The organism is Treponema sp. OMZ 857 (assembly GCF_024181085.1).
GTDB lineage: Bacteria > Spirochaetota > Spirochaetia > Treponematales > Treponemataceae > Treponema.
This window is the reverse complement of sequence record NZ_CP051147.1, coordinates 2317651-2336148: the sequence shown is the minus strand read 5'-3', so window position 1 is coordinate 2336148 and position 18498 is coordinate 2317651. Positions and strand designations below refer to the sequence as shown.

The 18498-nt window shown below is 40.3% G+C and carries 18 protein-coding genes; all 18 read left to right on the top strand.

The window, feature by feature from the left end:
- The first annotated feature begins 58 nt into the window (after positions 1-58).
- The gene (locus E4N66_RS10515; RefSeq protein ID WP_253727982.1) at positions 59-2008 is read left to right on the top strand and encodes a phosphoglucomutase; all 1950 of its coding nucleotides are present in this window, start codon (positions 59-61) and stop codon (positions 2006-2008) included.
- A 176-nt stretch (positions 2009-2184) separates the two neighbouring features.
- Entirely contained in the window at positions 2185-2571 is a 387-nt protein-coding gene (locus tag E4N66_RS10510) for a PUR family DNA/RNA-binding protein (protein ID WP_253727981.1), read from the top strand.
- Between the two features lie 299 nt (positions 2572-2870).
- Complete coding sequence (locus E4N66_RS10505) at positions 2871-3224, top strand: VanZ family protein (RefSeq protein WP_253727980.1); 354 nt, start codon at positions 2871-2873, stop codon at positions 3222-3224.
- Positions 3225-3249: 25 nt separating this feature from the next.
- On the top strand, positions 3250-3459 hold the full coding sequence (locus tag E4N66_RS10500; RefSeq protein WP_253727979.1) for a hypothetical protein: 210 nt from the start codon (positions 3250-3252) through the stop codon (positions 3457-3459).
- Positions 3460-3485: 26 nt separating this feature from the next.
- Positions 3486-4583: a Gfo/Idh/MocA family protein gene (locus tag E4N66_RS10495; protein ID WP_253727978.1), complete on the top strand. Its 1098-nt coding sequence runs from the start codon at positions 3486-3488 to the stop codon at positions 4581-4583.
- 16 nt (positions 4584-4599) lie between these two features.
- A complete protein-coding gene (locus E4N66_RS10490) occupies positions 4600-5718 on the top strand; it encodes a DegT/DnrJ/EryC1/StrS family aminotransferase (RefSeq protein WP_253727977.1) in 1119 nt (372 codons plus the stop codon).
- A gap of 214 nt (positions 5719-5932) precedes the next feature.
- Positions 5933-7171: an ATP-binding protein gene (locus tag E4N66_RS10485; protein ID WP_253727976.1), complete on the top strand. Its 1239-nt coding sequence runs from the start codon at positions 5933-5935 to the stop codon at positions 7169-7171.
- Complete coding sequence (locus E4N66_RS10480) at positions 7171-7665, top strand: acyltransferase (RefSeq protein WP_253727975.1); 495 nt, start codon at positions 7171-7173, stop codon at positions 7663-7665. The genes E4N66_RS10485 and E4N66_RS10480 overlap by 1 nt, the downstream gene beginning before the upstream one ends.
- Before the next feature lie 94 nt (positions 7666-7759).
- A complete protein-coding gene (locus tag E4N66_RS10475; RefSeq protein WP_253727974.1) occupies positions 7760-9160 on the top strand; it encodes a lipopolysaccharide biosynthesis protein in 1401 nt (466 codons plus the stop codon).
- 17 nt (positions 9161-9177) lie between these two features.
- A complete protein-coding gene (locus tag E4N66_RS10470; RefSeq protein ID WP_253727973.1) occupies positions 9178-10392 on the top strand; it encodes a polysaccharide biosynthesis protein in 1215 nt (404 codons plus the stop codon).
- A gap of 3 nt (positions 10393-10395) precedes the next feature.
- The gene (locus tag E4N66_RS10465) at positions 10396-11547 is read left to right on the top strand and encodes a LegC family aminotransferase (RefSeq protein WP_253727972.1); all 1152 of its coding nucleotides are present in this window, start codon (positions 10396-10398) and stop codon (positions 11545-11547) included.
- A 30-nt stretch (positions 11548-11577) separates the two neighbouring features.
- Positions 11578-12681, top strand: a complete 1104-nt coding sequence (locus E4N66_RS10460; protein WP_253727971.1) for an AAA family ATPase — start codon at positions 11578-11580, stop codon at positions 12679-12681.
- Positions 12678-13355, top strand: coding sequence for a DUF4276 family protein (locus tag E4N66_RS10455; protein ID WP_253727970.1), 678 nt, complete (start codon positions 12678-12680; stop codon positions 13353-13355). Before E4N66_RS10460 ends, E4N66_RS10455 begins: the two co-directional genes overlap by 4 nt.
- A gap of 2 nt (positions 13356-13357) precedes the next feature.
- Positions 13358-14476, top strand: a complete 1119-nt coding sequence (gene neuC / locus E4N66_RS10450) for a UDP-N-acetylglucosamine 2-epimerase (RefSeq protein WP_253727969.1) — start codon at positions 13358-13360, stop codon at positions 14474-14476.
- A gap of 111 nt (positions 14477-14587) precedes the next feature.
- The gene (locus E4N66_RS10445; RefSeq protein WP_253727968.1) at positions 14588-15610 is read left to right on the top strand and encodes a lipid II:glycine glycyltransferase FemX; all 1023 of its coding nucleotides are present in this window, start codon (positions 14588-14590) and stop codon (positions 15608-15610) included.
- Between the two features lies 1 nt (position 15611).
- On the top strand, positions 15612-16613 hold the full coding sequence (gene neuB / locus E4N66_RS10440) for an N-acetylneuraminate synthase (protein ID WP_253727967.1): 1002 nt from the start codon (positions 15612-15614) through the stop codon (positions 16611-16613).
- Positions 16610-17593, top strand: coding sequence for a Gfo/Idh/MocA family oxidoreductase (locus E4N66_RS10435; protein WP_253727966.1), 984 nt, complete (start codon positions 16610-16612; stop codon positions 17591-17593). Before neuB ends, E4N66_RS10435 begins: the two co-directional genes overlap by 4 nt.
- Positions 17590-18498 carry a Gfo/Idh/MocA family protein gene (locus E4N66_RS10430; RefSeq protein WP_253727965.1) on the top strand — a complete coding sequence of 303 codons (909 nt, stop codon included), beginning with the start codon at positions 17590-17592 and terminating at the stop codon, positions 18496-18498. The genes E4N66_RS10435 and E4N66_RS10430 overlap by 4 nt, the downstream gene beginning before the upstream one ends.

The window sequence follows — 18498 nt, the reverse complement described above, 5'->3', positions numbered from 1 at the left end:
TAAAAGCTGTAGTTTTTAGAGGTTTCCGGTTAATCGATTTCGATACGAGAGAATATCAATGAATACAGCATACCCTGAATTACAGCATGCATTTGAAAAGATGATTCTATCGGCGTCAGGTTGGCGCAAAGTATTTGCTCAATCCGGTAGCGAAAACGACGGAGCGCCGGAGATTTCCGTTGCCGACCGCGATATTGTTTTCTTTGCCGCTCAATCATTTGCGGAATTCTTACAAGCTGAGTTTCCGGCAATCCGCACGGTAGTAATAGCCCGCGACAGCCGCCCCACCGGAGCAGCGCTTTTAAAAGAGGCGGTAACTGCGTTTGCAGCAGTATCCGCGGTAACAACTACTACAGCCGCCTCCGCGGCAACAGGTTCGGCTGCGCCCATAGTAACAGCCGCTGGGAATACTTCTGCGGCAACAAGCTCGGATGCACTAGCGGTACAATCGGTTGGGATAGCCGCAGCGCCGGAGATTATGGCGTATGCACGTTCTGCAGGGGCGGCTTTTATGTATATATCCGCAAGCCATAATCCCATCGGGCATAACGGCTTTAAGTTCGGGTTGGATACCGGCGGTGTACTGGACGGAAGTCAATCCGCGCGGCTGATAGCCTTATTTACACAAAAATGCGCCGCAGCGCACCAAGATACTGCAGCTGTCCTGCGTAAACAGGCTGTCCCGGCACCGGTGCAAGCGGTGTTTGAGGCAGAAGCAGCGCACAAACAGGCGGCGCTTACCGCCTATCAAAACTTTTTACAGGAAGTGATTGCCGATTCAAAAGACAGCGCGGAACAAGCACGGTTCTTTGACGGTATTCGCGCTCAATGTACCGAACTTGTAGCAGCAGGGAAGCCCTTTACGCTGGTTGCAGACTTTAACGGCAGTGCCCGCGCCGCTTCGGTTGACCGAGCTTTCTTTGAAAAGCTCGGTATGCAGCTTGTCGGTATTGCGGAAAAAGCCGGAAATATCGTCCACGGTATTATTCCCGAAGGCAGTAATCTCGCAACCTGTGCTGCAAAGATCGAAGAACTGCACCGGAGCAATCCCGCACAGGCGGAGAATACGTTATTCGGCTATATGCCCGATTGCGACGGAGACCGCGGCAATATCATCTACTGGGATGAGGGACAGCAAAAAGCGCTGACCCTTGAAGCGCAGGAAGTCTTTGCCCTGTCGGTCATCGCGGAACTGAGTTATCTACACTACAGCGGTAACATCAGCGCGCCGCTCGCAGTTACCGTCAACGGGCCTACCTCGCTCCGCATTAACGAAATCGCAAAAGTCTTGGAAGCGGAAGTGTTTTATGCGGAGGTAGGCGAAGCCAATGTAGTAAATCGAGCGGAAGATGCGCGCCGGTACGGTTACAAAGTGCGGATACTCGGCGAAGGTTCCAACGGAGGGAATATTACGTACCCCGCCGCCGTGCGTGACCCGCTGAATACGCTCTTTGCAATCAGCAAGCTCCTGCTCATAAAGGATATGCCTGACCGCTCCTGCCCGTTCCGTATCTGGTGCGAGCGGTCGGGGCAAACGGCAAAATACCGGAAAGACTTTACCTTTGCGAATATTATTGCAACACTCCCCTGCTATTGGACTACCCCGACGCAGGAAGCCAGGGCGTTGATGCATATTCACACAACCGACCATACCGCACTGAAATCGGCCTATCAGAAGATTTTTATGCAGGAATGGGCGGATAAAAAACAGCTGCTGAAAGACCGGTTCGGTATAGCAGCCTGTAAAGTATTTGCGTATAATGGGACGATTTGTACAGAAAACCTCAGGGATTTTGGGGTTTCCGCAAAGGGCGGCCTCAAGGTGCAGTTCTATAATGCAAGCCATACGCCGATTGCCTTTATCTGGATGCGCGGTTCCGGTACCGAACCGGTATTCCGCATTATGGCAGACATCAAAGGACATGATCAGGCAGCGGAAGAATATCTGGTGCAGTGGCAGGGAGATATGGTACGCAAAGCCGATGCGGCGGTATCGGCAAAAAATTAAGGGAAGGTTAAGGGAAGGTTTATTTTCAGCGGTACAGATAGGTACCGCTGAAAAACACTGCGAGTTTGCCGTGCGGCAAACATCACTGATTATATGTGCGCTTTTCGCGCACGAATTCGCCTGCCTCCAAAATTGATATTTTGTTCGGCTGTCGAATTTATGGGAAGGATAACAGAATGGGAATTCGAGGAGAATTATTTACCACTCAAATTCCGGTAGAAAACCGGACATATTTTTTTAATGTGAAAGAGAATCGGCTGGGTGATGTTTTTTTGCAGATTGTCGAAAGCAAAAACACCGACGGCGCCGGTTTTGACCGCCATGCAATTGTCGTATTTCAGGATGAAATGCAAACCTTTTTGCAGGGGCTTAACGAAAGCCTTGAATTTATCGAAAAGAAGCAGAAAGAACAGCTCAAAGCAAAACGGGAGAAAAAACAGCGGACTATTTCCGCAGAGACTGCTGACATAGAAAAAAAGAAAATCATCAATAAACGCAGCCCAAACACAAAACCGAAATCCGCGCGAAAGGTGCGCATTGTCAAGAAAGACGATGCAGAATAGGTTGTCATGCATCCCGCAAACGGTATGTTGACAAGAACAGGACTGGGAAACCTCCAAAGTTAAAGCTTGCATTTAGCCCAAACTTGGTATATATTTCTACTGTTTGCGGTTATCAGCCTTATGCGGAATGGAGCCTGTTTCGGCGGCACAGAAAGCAGCGGCGGTCATTTAATATAGTGCGGCATACTGCCTGTTGAAAAGACAAGGCTGTTGTGTTAACGGGTGAGGTGTGCTCTCATTGTCGTTCAGAGGTTGTAATAATAATACTGAAGAAATGTATTGCTTGCGGTATGCGCTGTATGTCGATTTGTATCGCTGTTGTTATCTTTCTCCTTTCTGCGCAGTCAAAGCTGCCTATTCCGGAGACCGTTTCTTTTCCCGGATTGGATAAGTTCTTACATGCATGTGCTTTCGGGAGCTTCGCTTTTACGCTTTCTTATTGGTTTTCTACCGATAAGTGGCTTGGAAAACCGCTCAAATACTGTACGATTGTCTGCTGTATTGTTGCTTGCTATGGTATTTCCGACGAAATACACCAAATCTTTGTTCCCGGGCGTGATGCTTCTCTTTACGACTGGTTTGCCGACTGTACCGGTGCGGTTTTAGCGGTATTTGTACGTCTGGGGATGGTAAAAATCTGCGTGAAAACTTGATTTTTAGGAAAAAAAAAGAGCGTGAATGAATACCGCAATTATAGAAAAACTTACTGCCTTTTTTGACGCTAAGCCCGAAATTATCCTTGCAATGCCTAAGGAAAGTGTTTTGCTGCATAGGCATACTATGACTGCTCTTTATTGGTATGAAGATTATTATCCCATCTATAAGCGGGGGCAAACGTATATTCTTGAGCATGCTTTTAAACGAAATCTTGTCGGTGATGTACAATGAGTATTGATAAATGAGAGGTATATGAAATGAAATATAAGATTGCGTTAATCGGCTGCGGCCGAATTAGTTTTAAACATATTGAAGCCTTTGTTGCGATGCAGGATAAGGTTGACTTAGTTGCTGTTTGCGATCCTTTGGTGGAGCGGGCAGAAGAGAAAAAAGCTGAGTACACTAAAGCAGTGTCGGATGCAGCAGTAAGAGTCTTTGCCGACTATAAGGAAATGCTGGCAGCATGTAAACCGGAGGTGGTAACGATTGCAACCGAATCCGGTAAACATAAGGATATTGCGGTACATTGTTTGCAGAATGGAGCGCATGTGATCTGCGAAAAGCCGATGGCGCTTTCTACGGCTGATGCGCAAGTGATGATCGATACGGCAAAACAGCACGACAAAACATTGGCAGTGTGCTTTCAGAACCGCTTTAATGCACCGGTTGTAAAAGCACGTGAAGCATACGAAAAAGGACGCTTTGGTAAAATGCTGCACGGAATGATCCAAGTGCGCTGGAATCGGAATAAAAGTTATTATGATCAAGCAAAATGGCGCGGTACATGGGAACAGGATGGCGGTACCTTGATGAACCAGTGTACGCACGGTATTGACCTGTTGCAGTGGATGATGGGAGAAGATGCTGTTCGCGTACAGGCGCAAACCCGCCGATTTATCCGCCCGATTGATGCGGAGGACTTTGGTTGCGCTATTGTGGAATTTGCCTCCGGCGCTGTCGGCATAATAGAAGGAACAGCTGATGTATATCCGAAAAATCTAAACGAAACATTGAGCTTATTCGGTACGGATGGTTCCGTTGTAATCGGTGGGCTTGCGGTTAATAAAATGGAAACATGGCGTTTTGCTGATGCCGAACAGGTCGGCGATACGGAAGAGAAGGTACTCAATCCCAATGAAAAAGACCCTCCGACGGTGTACGGCTTTGGGCATACGGCTCTTTTTAGAGATGTTATTGATGCAATCGAGCATAATCGTGAACCGCTTGTTTCGGGTGAAAAAGGTAAGAAAGCCTTAGAGATTATCTTGGCTATTTATAAATCTCAAAAAACCGGCTTGCCGGTAACGCTGCCCTGCGATTTTTCAACCTTGGAAATGAAAGGGATTTTTAATTGATTAGGAGAGAAAAATAATGAATGTACCTTTTTATACGGCAACAAGAGAATATAAGAATCTGAAAAATGAATTTGATACGGCTTTGTCCTCCGTGCTTGAAACGGGTGACTTTATTTTGGGGAAAGCTGTAGCAAGCTTAGAAGAAGGGATAAAACAATACACCGGAGCAAAATATGCGGTCGGTGTTGCGAACGGCAGTGATGCTTTGGTGATTGCGTCCGATATCCTCGGGTTTAAAGACGGTGCAGCGGTTATAACGCCTGCTTTTACATTTTTTGCCTCAACCTCCTGTATTGCCCGCTTAGGCGGTAAGCCTGTCTTTTGTGACATTGATGAAGACACCTTCTGTATGGACATGAAGGATGTAGAAAAACGTATAACAAAAAATACGGTCGGGCTATTGCCTGTACATTTATTCTTACAGACGGCGGATATGGAAGCTTGTATGACGCTTGCAAAAAAACATAATCTCCGTGTGTTGGAAGATGCTGCAGAGGCTTTCGGTATGCAGGATATGTATAACGGCGCTTTGCATCAGTCCGGGACTATCGGTGATATGGGGATTTATTCCTTTTTTCCGACAAAGACGCTTGGCGGTTACGGTGACGGCGGCATGATCGTTACGAATAGTGAAGAATATTACCTAAAAGCAAAGAGCCTGCGTGTCCACGGGGCAACAAAAAAATATCACCATGACTATATCGGCTATAACTCGCGGCTTGACAGTTTACAGGCTGCAGTCTTGAATGTTAAGCTCAAGCATATTGATGAGGCAATTGCAAAGCGAGCGGCACATGCAGCTCAATATCGGACTTTGTTAAAAGATATCGGACAGATAAAACTTCCCGTCGTAAAAACGAAGGGAAAAGAAGTGTACTATGTGTTCAATATCCTTGCCGAGAAACGAGATGAACTGCAAGCATATCTCACCGAAAAAGGTATAGGTACAACGGTATATTACCCCAAGTGTTTGCATGAGCAGGAGTGCTTTAAGTATCTCGGTTACAAGAAAGGTGATTTTCCTGTTGCAGAAAAACTCTGTGCTTCCGTACTTGCCCTACCGATGTACCCTGAGCTGGCTCAAGATGAAATTACCTATACCTGCGACGCAATAAAGGCGTTTTATAAGCGGTAGAGCGATTCTTTAAAAAAAGATGCCGCACTGCTTGCATCGGATTGCTTTGAAGAATAATGCGTTTAACCGAAGAAAAAGATATAATACTTTTATGCTTATACCTATAAAAATACTGTATTTTTTCTGAACTTTATAGCTATGGCTATAAAAACTTGTTTTTGTATTGACTTTTTATGCTTATATCTTTAAATTTATTTCAATAATTGAGGGGATTATGGATGTAAGCGCAAAAAATACAGTTAGACGATTGGATTATCTGCAGGAGGTGTCTCCTTTTATCGGAAAGCCTTTTATAAAGGTCTTATCGGGGGTGCGCCGCTGCGGAAAGTCCAGCATTTTATCTTTACTGCGCGATGAGCTTATTGCTCAAGGTGCCGAAGCGGCGCATATTATTTTTATCAATTTTGAAAGCTTTGCCTTTTCTACGCTTAAAACCGCTGAAGATTTGTACCGGTATATTGTTGAACGAGTTCAGCCGAAACAGCGCGTTTATTTGTTGTTTGATGAGATTCAAGAAGTAGAGGGCTGGGAAAAGTGCATCAATTCCTGTCTTGTGGACTTTGATGCGGATATTTATATTACCGGTTCCAATGCACGGCTTTTATCTTCGGAATTGGCGACCTATCTTGCCGGTCGGTATATTGAAATTCAGATATATACGTTGTCATTTGCGGAATATTTGCAGTTTCAAAAATGTTATTTCCCACAGCGAGATATGACGCAACAGGATGCTTTTTTCGCCTATTTGCGGAAAGGCGGTTTCCCTGTTATCCATACCGCGGATTACGGAGAGCAGGAAGCATATAAAATTGTGGCAGATATTTACGCTTCGGTACTGCTCCGCGATACTATTCAGCGGTTTAATATTCGTGATATTGAACTGCTGGAGCGTGTGGTAAAATATACTTTTGATAATATCGGTAATAGCTTTTCCGGTAAAAATGTTGCCGACTATTTTAAAAATCAGAAGCGTAAACTTGATGTAAATACGATATATAATTATTTGAATGCGCTTGAGGCGGCATTTGTTTTGTACCGGACTTCTCGTTATGACATAAAAGGAAAAGAGCTGCTCAAAACACAGGAAAAGTTTTATTTGAGCGATGTGTCGCTTTTATACGCTATTTTAGGATATACCGATCAAAAAATTTCCGGCATATTGGAAAATATCGTTTTTTTGGAATTAAAGCGTAGGCGATATAACGTGTATATCGGTAAGCTCGGTACAAAAGAGATTGATTTTATTGCAGAAAAGCATGGCGCTAAGCTCTATATCCAAGTTGCATATAAATTAGAAAGTCAAGAAACTGTCAACCGTGAGTTTTCTCCCCTTTTGGAAATCCGCGATCAATATCCTAAATTTGTCGTAACCATGGATGAGTTTTGGCAGGAAAATGTAGAAGGTGTGAGGCATTTTTACATTGCCGATTTTTTGTTGAGTAAGGAATATTAATGGAAAAGAATTATTTTGTGCATGAATCAAGTTATGTGGATGAAGGCGCTGAGATAGGCGAAGGTACCAAGATTTGGCATTTCACACACATTATGAGTGGAGCAAAGGTTGGTAAAAAGTGTTCGATCGGGCAAAATGTCAATATTGGCGGTAAGGCAATTATCGGCAATGGTGTCAAGATTCAAAATAATGTTTCGCTGTACGATGATGTTGTAATAGAAGATGATGTGTTTTGCGGCCCCTCCTGTGTGTTTACCAATGTGATAAATCCTCGTGCTTTTATTGAACGCAAACACGAGTATAAGCACACTTTGATTAAGAAAGGCGCTTCTATCGGTGCCAATGCTACAATTGTTTGCGGAGTAACCGTCGGCGAATATGCTTTAATCGGCGCAGGAAGCGTAGTAACAAAAGATGTGCCGCCGTATGCGCTTGTTTACGGAAACCCTGCACGGGTGCATGGCACGGTGAATGCAGCGGGGGAGAAGGAGTGAGGGGGATGGGACGCATATACACAAGCGGAATGCATATACTAGGTATAAGTATAAAGTACTATAGCTGTATATCATGTTTTAAAAGTGGGGTTGAATGATTCGTGTTTTTTCAAAAAACAAATCTATTTCCCGTGTTGTTATTCTTAATGTATTTGGGAGTTTTGTTTTACAAGGAATTTCGCTTTTTACCGCTCCTATATTTACTCGCCTTTTAAGTCCATCTGATTATGGTATTGTGGCTGTTTATACAGCATGGCAAGGGCTATTCATGTTGTTTATCGGGCTACAGACCTATGGATCTATTGCAAATGCCCGTATTACCTATGAGAAAGTCATAATTGATGCGTACTTATCTGCAATTATGACTTTAGGCTTTCTTTCTTTTGCTTGTATTTTGGGGGGATGTGTAATCTGGCAGGGACCGTTATCGAGTGTTTTTGGTATACAACGTAATCTAGTGATTTTACTGCCCATTCATAGTTTCTGTGTTTTTGTTGTTAATTTTTATACGACAAAATGGATGCAATTTAAAGATGTTGAAAAGAATGCTATTTTTGGAGTCTCAATAGCCATCGTAAGTGTTTGCCTGTCGCTTGTTTTTATTTATTTTTTACCGGAGGCAAAATATCGGGGAAAGATATATGGCGCTGCTATCCCCCAAATTCTGTCTGCATGTGTTTTTTTAGTTTTTCTTTATAAGAAGGGGCGATGTTTTTATAATAAAGAATATTGGCGATATTGTTTAAAATTAACCATACCGCTTATTTTTCATGGTGCAGGAGGTCTGATCCTTTCTCAAAGCGATAGAATTATGTTGAAAAAATTTGTTGGGGAAGAGAGTGTTGGTATATACAGTGTTGGCTACAGTCTAGCTCTCATTATTTCGTCAATTTGGGGGGCATTGAATACTTCCTGGGTACCCTTTTACTATGAGTATAAGAAAGATAGCAATAGAGAGCTTATTTTGGAAAAAGCCGGTCGGTATATGACACTTTTCTCCGTGCTAACTATGGGGTTTTTATTATTAGCACCGGAGGTGTATAAAATTATGGCTCCCTCTGCATATTGGAATGGAATCCGTCTTATTCCGCTTATTGCGTTGGCATACTATTTCAATTTTTTGTATGCATTTCCTGCGAATCATGAGTTTTTTTATCAAAAAACTATCTATATATCATTAGGTACTTTAGTAGCTGCTGGTATTAATATCGGTTTGAATTTCTTGTTTATTCCGGTGTATGGAGATATAGGCGCCGCGGTTGCAACGGTTGTTGCGTTTGTGTTCCTATTTCTTTTTCATGATGTTATTGCTCGGTATGTTGTGAGGAATTTGGAATATCATTTTAAGTTTTATCTATGCGGTCTTGTGTCCGTTGTGTGTGTTGCCATCTTGTATTATTTCACATTATCCTTTTGGTATATACGATGGGCGATAGCTGTCTGTTTAGGAGTATTCCTTTTATTGCGTATTATTAAACAAAAGGCATTGTTTTAAAACGGAAGGGAGTCATTATGATTGGTTTTAATATAGAAAATTTTATTTTAGAATATGTAGTAAAGCGGCAGGAAAGTCTTTTTGCTTCTGATATTTGTGCAAATGCGGAGCGGTTATGTGCCTGTATTGAAGGGAAAACGATGCTCGTAATTGGGGGGGCTGGCAGTATTGGGAGTTCTTTCATTAAAGCGTGCTTGCCGTTTAAACCTCGCTCTCTTGTCGCAGTTGATATAAATGAAAACGGGCTAGCTGAATTGACGAGGGATTTACGAAGTACAAAAGGCTTGTTTATCCCTGATGATTATGCCGCATATCCCATTAATTATGCGGATGCTGTTTTTGAAAAGATATTGCGGGCAAGGAACGGCTTTGATATTGTAGCAAATTTTTCAGCTCATAAGCATGTAAGAACTGAAAAAGATGTATATTCTATAGAAGCTTTGCTCAAGAACAATGTTATAAATGCGAAGAAGTTGTTGGATTTGTTAAAATTATTTCCTCCGGAATCCTTTTTTTGTGTTTCTACAGATAAAGCTGCGAATCCCGTAAATGTAATGGGTGCGAGTAAAAGGATAATGGAAGATTTAATTTTCTCATATTCCGATTATTTCCCAGTTAAAACGGCGCGTTTTGCGAATGTTGCTTTTTCAAACGGTTCTTTACCGGCAGGTTTTTTGGAGCGTATAGCGAAATATCAGCCAATCTCCGCTCCGACTGATGTGAAACGGTATTTTGTTTCGCCGAAGGAAAGTGGTGAAATCTGTATGCTTGCCTGTATGCTTGGGCATAATCGCGAAGTGTATTTCCCAAAGCTTGATAAAGTTTCAACGATGACTTTTTCTGATATTGCAGAAAAATTATTACAAGTATTAGGTTATGCTGTGTGTAAGTGCAGTTCAGAAGAAGAGGCCAAAGAAAAGGCGTTCCAGTTGTTTCATGGCAGTAGAGATTATCCTGTTTATTTTTCTACTTCAGATACAACCGGTGAAAAAGCGTATGAAGAATTCTTTACACAAACAGAAACGGTTGATATGAATCGATTTACCGCGCTTGGGGTCATTACAGATATACAAAAACGCCCATATGATGAAATTGATCAGTTTATTTCTGAGCTGGAGCGATTGCTTAATAAAAATACTCTGAAAAAATCTGAGATCATAGCTCTTTTAAAGAGTTTTTTGCCGAATTTTGAGCATGAAGAAAAGCATAAGAATTTAGATGGGAGAATGTAAATTATGAATATTTCGGAAGTTATTGGTTTTATTAAAAAACTTTATAATGCTGATGCTGTGCAACTGCATGCCCCTGTGTTTATTGGTAACGAAAAAAAATATCTTGCCGAGTGTATTGATACCTCGTACGTTTCCAGCGTCGGTGCTTTTGTAGATCGGTTTGAAAAGGACATGGCTGAGTATACGGGAGCTAAACGGGCTGTTGTTTGTGTTAATGGCACGAATGGAATTGCGATAGCGCTTAAACTTGTCGGCTTGGAAATGAATGATGAGGTTATTACGCAACCCTTAACCTTTATTGCAACAGCAAATGCTATTTCATATTGCCATGCTCATCCTGTGTTTGTAGATGTTGATAGGGAGACAATGGGGCTTTCACCTGCGAAGATGGCTGAATGGCTGGAAAAATATGCAGTTCTCAAAAATAATGAGTGCTTTAATAAAAAAACGGGCAGGCGTATTAAGGTCTGTTTGCCTATGCATACTTTTGGTCATCCTGTTAAGCTCGATGAGCTTGTACAGCTTTGTAATGATTGGAAGCTGGAATTGGTTGAAGATGCTGCCGAAAGTATCGGTTCTTTGTATAAAGACCGACATACTGGTACATTCGGGAAGATTGGTGTTATTAGTTTTAATGGAAATAAAACAATTACAACGGGCGGCGGCGGGATGCTGCTGTTTCAAGATGAAAAACTTGGTGCGTATGCGAAGCATATTACAACTCAGGCAAAAATCCCTCATCGCTGGGAATTTAAGCATGATGCAATTGGTTATAATTATCGTATGCCTAATATTAATGCTGCATTAGGGTGCGCACAGCTTGAAAATATCGAAGTGTTCTTAAAAAATAAACGGGAAACCGCTATGCAATATAAGGCGTTTTTTGAAGGTTCTGATATTGTTTTTTTTGATGAACCGAACAATACGCGCTCAAATTTTTGGCTAAATGCTGTTATATGTGAAAATAAGGAAAAACAACAAGAATTTTTGGCAGCAACAAACGATGCCGGCGTAATGACGCGTCCTATTTGGGAGCTTATGAATCACTTACCCATGTTTAAAGATTGTGAATGCGCTGATCTAACTAACGCAGAATGGTTTGCAGAGCGGGTCGTGAATATTCCTAGTGGAGTAAGAATCGATTGTATAAAATAGCTATAGGTGCATATGAATAGACGATCACGCTTGAAAAAGATAGAACTTGCCGGTTTTAAATCGATTGCTGCAAAAGAACACGCTTTAAGGCTGGATTTGACCGATGTGAATATTGTTATCGGTTCGAACGGTTCTGGAAAAACGAATTTACTTTCTTTTTTTAAAATGCTTAATTATATGATGACCGGAGCTTTTCAGAACTATGTCGGTCGATATGGTGGTGCTGAGTACCTTTTACATTTCGGTTCAAAATATACATCGTCGATTGAGTCGCGCCTGACGTTTGTTAATAATAAAGACACCGATATATATGACATAGTTCTTGCAAAAAATATACAAGATTCTTTATTTTTTGCAGATGAATCAATAGAATGCAAGGATCGGCGTTATGAACTTGAGGGGGGGCAAAAAGAAAGTTATTTAGCTACTAATACCCTAAGATATAGCAGTGAGAGAATTATCAAGTATATTTTATCAAATTGTAGAACGTTTCAATTTCATGATACGTCTATGATTTCTCATATCAGAAGTGCGTCAGAAATTGAAAATAATCGTTATCTTATGAGTGACGGTGGAAATATTGCTGCTTATCTTTATATGCTAAAAACCAAATCAGCTGAGTACAAAAAATATTATGACAGGATTGTTGAAAGAATAAAGTTTGTTATGCCACAGTTTTATGATTTTTCACTGGAACCACAGGTATTAAATCCTGATTATATAAAATTACGCTGGTTTGGTATTGATAATAGTGACTATGGTTTTGGGGCAGAACAGTTGTCTGACGGTTCTATCCGTTTTATTGCACTTGCAACGCTTTTTTTGCAACCGCCGGAATTACTTCCGAATGTTATTATTGTAGATGAACCTGAGCTGGGCTTGCATCCTCAAGCAATTGATTTATTGGCTTCAATGATAAAAACCGCAGCAAAAAATGCTCAAGTTATTGTTGCAACGCAGTCTGCACGACTCCTTGATAGTTTTGATTCATCTGAAATTATTGTTGCCGAATATGATAGTATGTGTAAATGCAGTCTCTTTCATCGGTTGGATCAAGAACAATTAAAGCTATGGTTGGAAGATTTTACTTTGTCTGAATTGTGGGAAAAAAATGTTTTGGGCGGGCTGCTGTGAAGCATATCTTTGTTGTTTGCGAAGGGAAAGCTGAAGTTACCTTTGTAGAGCGCATACTGGTGCCGTACTTTTCTTTACAAAATAAAAGGCTTATTCCTTGGACTGTATTAACCAAACTTGATAAAAAGCGCGGTAAAATGTACAAGGGCGGAATGAGCAATTTTGAAAAAGCCCGTTCAACAATAACTAAGGCTCTTGCCAGTGTAAAAAATAGTCATACATTTGTTACGACTATGTTTGATTTCTATAAACTTCCGCGAGATACTCCTGGTATGGATAAAATAGGAACCATACGCGATCCTTATAAGCAGGTATTATTGCTGGAGACAGAAATACAAGCTTTTGAAAAAGTATCTCCGTATGTATATCTTCCATATATACAATTACATGAGTTTGAAAGTTTGATTTTTGCTGATTTGGATAAGATCACTCAACGATATTTTGAATCTGATTATGATATCAGACCTCTTAAAGAAGCTTTAAAAGAATTTAAAAATCCTGAGTTGATCAACCATGGCGAATCTACATCACCGTCAAAAAGATTACTTGCGTGTATACCGGATTACGATAAAATTGATGGTGGAGTATCCATACTCGAGAAAATTGGAATAGGAAAATTACGAGACGAATGTAGACATTTTTCCGATTGGATTGAGAAATTGGAGCAGCTATAAATATGACTAAAATTTGTATCGTAACAGCAACGCGGGCTGAATACGGTTGTCTACGCAGTTTAATAGATGCGGTGTATCATGATCATCATTTTCAGTTGCAGCTTGTTGTAACCGGTGCGCATTTACTAAAAGAACAAGGCTATACGGTTGAGCGTATACAAGAAGATGGCTATCCGATCGCAGCGCGTGTAGATGTTGCGGTGGATAATACTTCTGAACTGACTATTGCTCACACAATGAGCCGTTATGCGGAAGGCTTTGCTGATACCTTTCATAAACTGATGCCGGATATTGTTTTTGTATTGGGTGACCGGTACGAGCTTTTGCCGATCTGTTCTGCAGCATTTATGATGAAAATTCCAATCGCACATCTTTCAGGCGGAGATGTTACAGAAGGTGCTTTGGATGATGCTATACGAAATGCAGTAACAATGCTTGCCGAATATCACTTTCCCGGTACGGAAGATTCTGCAAAAAATATCATCAGAATGCGGGGGAGTGATAAAAATGTCTTTACAGTTGGAGAACCTACCCTGGACTTCTACACAATGGAAACATTGTTGACTCGCACGGAATTAGCTGGAACGCTGCATCTTGACTGCGCTAAGCAGTGGATTTTGATGACCTATCACCCAGAAACGATGCAAGGTCTTGCTTATAATTTGGAAGCGGTTCGTCACATTATTAAAGTATTGCAGACTATTCCCAATGTTCAAATTGTTATTACCAAGGCAAATATGGATTACGGCGGAAAAGAAATCAATGAATATCTTGATTCTGTGGCTGTACAATACCCCGGGATTTTTACTGTGGTTTCTTCATTAGGGCAGCTCCGCTATTTAAGCTTTATGAAACAGACTGCTCTTGTTATTGGAAATTCCAGCAGCGGTATTATTGAAACTCCTTTTTTGTCTATTCCGGCGGTAAATGTGGGAGATAGGCAAAAAGGGCGGTACCAATGTACTAATATTATACAGGCATCTACTGGAGTTGATGAGATACAAGCTGCTGTTACTACTGCGCTCGCTGCAGATAAAAATACCTACAATGATAAAAACTATTGGGGTGAAGGGCGTACCGCTGAGAAGATACTAAAAATACTACATAAAGCTATACTATAGAAGCGAAACAACCAAAAGACCTATTTTAATGTTTGTATGGTACTGAACTTTCTTTGGTGATTGATCAGCGGTATTCTATTTTTGATATGAAAAGAATGATTGGAGCTTTAAATGATATTGGTGGAAATAAGGGATACTTGGAATAAGTGTCTTGATCTTATTCCTGACAATAAAAGAGATGTTTACTTTTTTGAAGAATATGTTAAGTTATATCAAGATAATATTTCGAAAGCTCTGTGTGTTGTAGCGCAGGAGAATGATAATATACTGCTGTTGCCCATTATCCGGCGCCAATTTGAGACTTTTTTTGATTTTGAAACGCCGTATGGTTATGGGGGACCTCTTGTAAATACTGATGATATTCGTTGGGTTGAATCCGCCCTGCAAAGTATGAAACAGTTTCTTGTAGAACAGCGGTATATTGCAGGTTTTATTCGGTTTCATCCATTGCTGCATAATAATGCGATGTGCTGTAACTGCTGTGAGGTGGGGCTTGATCGTCAAACGGTTGTCATCGATTTACTACCAGATGAGGATAGTATTTTTTCGCTTCAGCTTTCTGCAAAAAATCGAAATATGGTTAGAAAGGCATTGTCGGAAGGGTTGGTATTTTGCGCAGATTACGATTTTGTCTCTTTGAAGGATTTTATACGAATATATGGCGATACAATGTCCCGGCTGTCAGCCGATGATTTTTATTTTTTTGATGAGGCATATTATCAATCGTTTGCGGAAATGCTGAGAAAAAGATCATTTTTAGGCTGTGTTAAGAAAGATGGAGAAATTCTTGCTGCAGCATTGTTCATGTACAGCAGAGATTATGGACATTATCACCTTGCGGGGAGTGTAAAAAGCTCTTATCATGGGGTTAATAATCTCTTGCTATGGCAAGCTGCACTTGAATTGAAAAAACAGGGTGTTAAAATATTTCATCTTGGGGGTGGGTTAAATGATGATCCCGAAAATTCCCTGTTTAAATTTAAAAAATCCTTTAGCCATACTACGGCAGAGTTTTATATTGGGAAAATGATCTTTAATGAAGATGTTTACAGTACAGTATGCCAAGAATGGGAGCAAAAGAATCCTGATAAAGCCTCTTTGTATAAAAATAGATTGTTGAAATATAGGTATTAATATGAAATACAAAACTTTTATTATTGCAGAAGCAGGGGTAAACCATAATGGTAGCTGTGATCTTGCTTTAAAATTGTGCGATGCAGCAAAAAAAACGGGAGCAGATGCCGTCAAGTTTCAAACTTGGAAAACGGATGCTATTATTACAAAAGATGTTGCCCAGGCAGAATATCAAGTAAAAAATACCGGAAAGGTAATCTCTCAATACGAAATGTTGAAGTCGCTTGAACTTTCGTATGATGATTTTCGTAAGATAAAGACCTATTGCGATTCGATTGGCATTCTGTTTTTGTCTACCGCTGATGAACAAGAAAGTCTTGATTTTCTTGTTGAGCTGGGGGTTCCTCTGTTGAAGATTGGTTCCGGTGAAATTACCAATATTCCATTTTTGCGATATGTAGGCTCAAAAAGGCTACCGGTAATTTTAAGCACGGGGATGAGTTCTTTAGCAGAGGTTGATGTTGCCTATCGAATTTTGCAGCAGGCGGGAACTGACGATATTACTCTTTTACATTGTACAACCAGTTATCCGTGCCCTATCGATACAGTCAATCTAAAAGCTATGCAGACACTTGCCGACGCTTTTCACTGTCCGGTTGGGTATTCCGATCATACTATTGGCGATGAAGTCGCTATAGCTGCTGTTGCGCTTGGTGCAGTGGTGGTCGAAAAACATTTTACGCTTGATGTAACGATGGAAGGGCCTGATCATGCGGCAAGCACTACACCGGATGATTTTACTGCTATGGTGCAAAAAATTCGGCATATTGAAGCGGCACTGGGAAATGGTATAAAACTGCCGTCAAAAAAGGAAGTAGAGATTTCTCAAGTGGTGCTAAAAAAAATTGTTGCAGCACAAAATATCGCAAAAGGAGAAATCTTTACGGCAAACAATGTCTCTGTTAAGCGGAGTGATAGCGGGCTGTCAGCCTCATTGTGGGACTCTGTAATTGGATTGAAAGCTGGAAAAGATTTCAGGATTGGTGAAGGAATATTATTATGAGTAAATTAAAATGCTGTATTGTTGGACTTGGTTCAATGGGAAAACGGCGTGCACGTTTATTAAAACAGCTTGATGAAAATTATCTTCTTGTTGGTGTTGATAAGCGTTCGGATAGACAGCTCGAGTTTAAAAAACTGTTTGCTGCAACCGTATTTGACGATATAGATACCGCTTTAAAACAGGAAAAATGCGACTGTGCGTTTATTTGTACATCTCCTTTGCATCATGCAGCGGTTAAAGCAAAGCTTGATACTTATAATCTTCATACATTTTCTGAGATCAATTTAATTAGTGACGGTTATGCGAATGTTTTTGATAAGCCTGAATCTCGTTCCTTTTTATCTTCGACATCGTTGTATTCACAAGAAGTTATTACGTTACAGATGTTGTTGTCAAAAGCAGAGAAGTATTTTTATACCTACCATGTTGGACAGTATTTACCTGACTGGCATCCTTGGGATAAAAAAGAAGATTTTTTTGTTTTCGATAAGCGTACCAATGGATGCAGAGAAATCCTTGCGATTGAATTGCCTTGGATTGTTGCCTTGTTTGGACATATTAAAACGATAAAAGTTACTTCCGGTAATATGTCTTCTATGATTATCTCCTTTCCTGATGTGTATCATATTATACTGGAACATGATAACGGTACGCTTGGATCGCTTACTGTTGATGTCGTTTCGCGTTCGGCTGTACGAGATTTGAAAATTCAAAATGAGACAACCTTTATTGCATGGGATGGCCGCCCTAATACTATGAAGAGGTTTAATCTCGATACACAAACATTTGACATCATGTCTCTATATAAAAATGTGACACACGCTCATGGGTATTCTAATACTATAATTGAGGAGCCTTATCTTGAGGAAATAAAGGATTTTCTATTGGGAATACATGATTTTAACCATAAGTTTAAGTATTCATATCAACAAGACGCATATATTGTACAGATATTAGATAGAATTGAGCAGGTGAAATGAGTAAGGCATTGTTAATCGGTTATGGTTCTATAGGACGTAGGCATTGTGCTATTTTAACTGAAAATTTTAATTTTACTGTTGATATTGTGACACATCAGAAAATAGATAATCATCTGTGCTTTAAAAATTTGTCTGTTGTATCCCCTCTTGATCAATACGATTATTATTTGATTACGTCACCAACACAGCTTCATTATGAGCAGTTGGAATATTTGAATAATAAACTTAATAATAAAAAAATATTTGTCGAAAAGCCGGTATATAATGAACTACACTCTTTAGAACTTAAGAATAAAGTGTTTATTGGATATGATTTACGATATTCATTTGTCATGGACGAATTAAAGCGTATTATTGCTAAAGATCATATTTTGTTTATACAGTCATATGTAGGACAATATTTGCCGACATGGCGTAAGAATATAGATTATAGAAATTCATATAGTGCATCGAAAAAACAAGGCGGGGGAGTGCTGTTGGATTTATCGCATGAGCTTGATTATATACAATATTTATGCGGTACGATTAGTGACATAAATTGTTATAATGAAAAAGTCAGCGACCTGGAAATAGATTCTGATGATATATTTACTGCTATCGCAAAAACTTCCAATGGCACTATTGTTAATGTGACGATGGATTATATTTCAAAACATACAATGCGATATTGTATTGTACACCTGTATGATAAAACAATATATGCAGATTTTATTACGGGGGCTATCACTATTTCAGATAAGGCAGGAAATAAATATACTATTCATGCTGAAAGAGAAATTGAAAATTATTCCTATCGTTGTATGCATGAAGAAATATTGGATGATAGTAGACTGCAAAAAAAAGTGTGTACCTATTGCGAAGCTATAGCTATTGTGAAGTTGATAGCAAAAATACAAGGAGAATAG